The organism is Mammaliicoccus stepanovicii, from assembly GCF_002902525.1.
GTDB lineage: Bacteria > Bacillota > Bacilli > Staphylococcales > Staphylococcaceae > Mammaliicoccus > Mammaliicoccus stepanovicii.
In genome coordinates, this window is the sequence record NZ_PPQZ01000061.1 from 1 (window position 1) to 3,268 (window position 3,268).

The 3,268-nt window shown below is 30.1% G+C and carries 4 protein-coding genes; all 4 read right to left on the reverse strand.

The genetic code is table 11. The features are described from left to right. Positions 1-472: 472 nt before the first annotated feature. The 4 genes from CD111_RS09075 to CD111_RS09090 all read right to left on the reverse strand — a co-directional run bounded on the left by CD111_RS09075 (position 473) and on the right by CD111_RS09090 (position 3,251). A complete protein-coding gene (locus CD111_RS09075; RefSeq protein ID WP_095086184.1) occupies positions 473-826 on the reverse strand; it encodes a hypothetical protein in 354 nt (117 codons plus the stop codon). 2 nt (positions 827-828) lie between these two features. Further along, on the reverse strand, positions 829-1,878 hold the full coding sequence (locus CD111_RS09080; protein WP_095086180.1) for an LLM class flavin-dependent oxidoreductase: 1,050 nt from the start codon (positions 1,876-1,878) through the stop codon (positions 829-831). A 160-nt stretch (positions 1,879-2,038) separates the two neighbouring features. Then, entirely contained in the window at positions 2,039-2,401 is a 363-nt protein-coding gene (locus CD111_RS09085) for a hypothetical protein (RefSeq protein ID WP_229726491.1), read from the reverse strand. A 100-nt stretch (positions 2,402-2,501) separates the two neighbouring features. Next, a complete protein-coding gene (locus tag CD111_RS09090) occupies positions 2,502-3,251 on the reverse strand; it encodes a transcriptional regulator, SarA/Rot family (protein ID WP_095086177.1) in 750 nt (249 codons plus the stop codon). Positions 3,252-3,268 lie beyond the last annotated feature (17 nt).

Genomic DNA, 3,268 nt, shown 5'->3' on the forward strand with positions numbered 1-3,268 from the left:
CATTTCTTATTGCTACTGATTCCATTGTTAACATCTCCCCAAGTTAAAATAGCTATTGTTGAATTGGTTTATTTTGCCCTCTCTCATCTCTATAGCATATTTTTCCTTTCCAACACAATGAATTTTATATTATTTTATAATAAGTTTTTAAAACATTCAATAAAATTTTAATATTCCAATATTTTTATACATATTTATTGTAGCAAATATTGTTGTATCAACGTTTTTAAAGCATAAAAATCAAAATAATTACTCATGTTTTTAATTGCAATTACATTGTAGTTTCTCTAATTTTTACTTTATAAATATAAAAAACAATTGAACTTATATTCATAAAGTAAAATTCAACAAAAACTAGGCTACTAACTTCCTAAATCATTCAGGAAATCAGTAGCCTAGAAAATAATGTTGTTATTAAGTTATCATTATAGGAATTTAGTGTTTGTGTGTTCTAAACTCACTAAAGAATATATTATTTTTTCTTGCATAATGTATCAATAAAGCTTAATGCTGCTAAGCCTAATAATGTTAGCGCATGTTTTGAACCTTTGAAACCATGACCAGCTTCATAATGTTTAAATGCTGCAACCGATAATACTGAACCTACTAAGACTGAACCTAGTCTTGATAATGATTTACTACCTGCACTTAAGAATAAGAAGATTGAACCGATTAGCTCAAGTCCTCCTGCTACTTTCATAGCATTTCTTGAAAGTCCGAAACCTTCTTCAAATTGTTGCGCCATTCCATCGTCATCTTTCACTTTTGGTTGGCTAGCTTTGAATAACTCTTTACCTAAATATACATTTAATAAATATCTTAACATCTTTAAACTTCCTCCTTATTTTTCATATACGCATCTACTATTGGTTTTACTTTTTCACCAAGTAATTTAATAGATTTCATCACTTTATCATGTGGCATAGACCCTAGTGGTACATGCAGCATAAATCTATTAATACCGATATCCTCATGTAGTTTAATAATTTTATTTGCTACTGTTTCTGGACTTCCAACAAACATGGCTCCATGAACTATTTCTTGATCAAATTTCTCCAAAGAATATTCTGGCCAGCCACGCTCTTTACCAAGTTGATTAATCACATATGAACTAGATGGATAATACTCTTGTCTAGCTTGTTCGTCAGTGTCAGCAACATATCCCCACGAGTGAGATGCTATCGGTAATGTTGACGTATCAAATCCATTTGATTCAGCAACCGCCTTATACATCGCTACATTTCGTCTAAAACGACTTGGCGCACCACCTATAATAGCATAAGTTATAGGTAATCCCAATTGACCTGCTCGCATCGATGATTCTGGGTTACCACCGGTTGCTAACCATATTGGTAATTTCTCTTGAACAGCTCTCGGGTACACGCCTAAATTATGAATAGCTGCTCTAGTCGTACCTTCCCAATTTACTATTTCATTCTCATTAATGTTCATAAGTAAATCTAATTTTTCTTTATAAAGTAAATCGTAATCTTTCAAATCATAACCGAACAACGGAAAAGATTCGATAAATGATCCTCTACCTGCCATAATTTCTGCTCGACCATTACTCAGTGCATCTAAAGTAGCAAAGCGTTGATAAACTCTAACAGGATCATCAGACGATAAAACAGTAACTGCAGATGATAATCTAATATGACTAGTTTGTGCTGCTGCAGCTGATAGAACAGAAACAGGATCTGAAACTGCATAATCATCTCTATGATGTTCACCTAAACCATAAATATCTAAACCAACCTTATCAGCTAACTTTATTTCTTCAACTATTTGATTAATTCTCTCTTGGGCAGTAAATGTATCACCCACGCCATCTATCGGAGATAGTTCAGCAAATGATGATAGTCCTAATTCGAATTTCATATTCTCACCTCGATATAATTATTATACTAGGTATAATTATAATACTAAAAATAAAAATGTCAACACTTTAGCAAAAAATAAGACCCTTATATTAGCTCTAACTAATATAAAGGCCTATCCATCAACTCATCATACTATTTGTATTCGATCATTTCGTACTTTAATTTAAGTCACATATTCTTTCTACTGCTTGTTTTAAAGGCACCTCTAATTCTAGCTCGCGCAACAAATCTATCGTTTCTGGATTCAAATATATACATCTCATTGGTTCATCACCATGAAATGCGACTATTGCTTCCCCATCATCTGTCCCTTCAAGCATTCTTTCAACAGTTGGAAAGTGTTGCTTTAATACATATATTAGTACATCACTATATCGTTCCCTATCTTTAATATAGTCTGATACTTCATCTTCCTTAATATAATATGCATCTACAAGCGTCATACCTTCTAATTCAATCGTATTATTATTGTCAGTTGAATCTGTATTATTTTGTTGTTTTCTCTTAAAAAACTTAAACATTAAATGAATTCACCCTCATACATTTAGTATTAGTTGATTGAGCTATTGTTATATGGTCTCATCAAATTTATATATTGAATTAATTTCAAATCTAGTGAATTTATTTTAACATAGCTAAATTGGAATCACCATTATGAGCCTTAATGATGCATGATACATCTTCTAACATCATATATATTTCATCTTTGTATCTTTCATTGATTGATAAAGATACTTTTCTTTCATCTAATTTATCGCGATTTTTATTCACATAGTTCATTTTAACTAAAACTTTAACCGCTTTGTTTATTTTAGCCATGTCCCAACTTAAAGTACGTTTAATTTCCTTAAAAGTACAGAAATCATGCTTAATTGTCATAATAAGCATCAAAAGTAAAAATTGATCTAATTTAAATTTGTACTTTTGTTTAACTACTTTCTTTATATTCATTAATGAGACATTGTTTCTTATAACATCTTCTAGAATATGATCATAGTTTAAATGCAAACCTTGAATGGCAAACTCTTCTTTCAATGCTATTTTAATATCATGGATGAATTGCGCAATTTTCATTTTGTGACGAGTTTCTACTATTAATAATATTTTTCGTTCATCATTTTTAGATCTCTTTTTGATAAAGTAATTCAAATTATGCAAATCTGATATAACTGTTGTGACAATTGAATGATGTATATCCAAATCACGCTTAATATTTTTCACTTCTATTATCGCTTCCTCATCATGGTGAAGATTGATATATTTTAATATTTTTAAATGATAAATACTTAGGTCGTATTTATTTTTCAAAAACTTTATTACTTCATTATTGATTAAATATACAGAAAGCAAATCGTTTATAGTTTTACACATAGAAGAACCACCTTAAT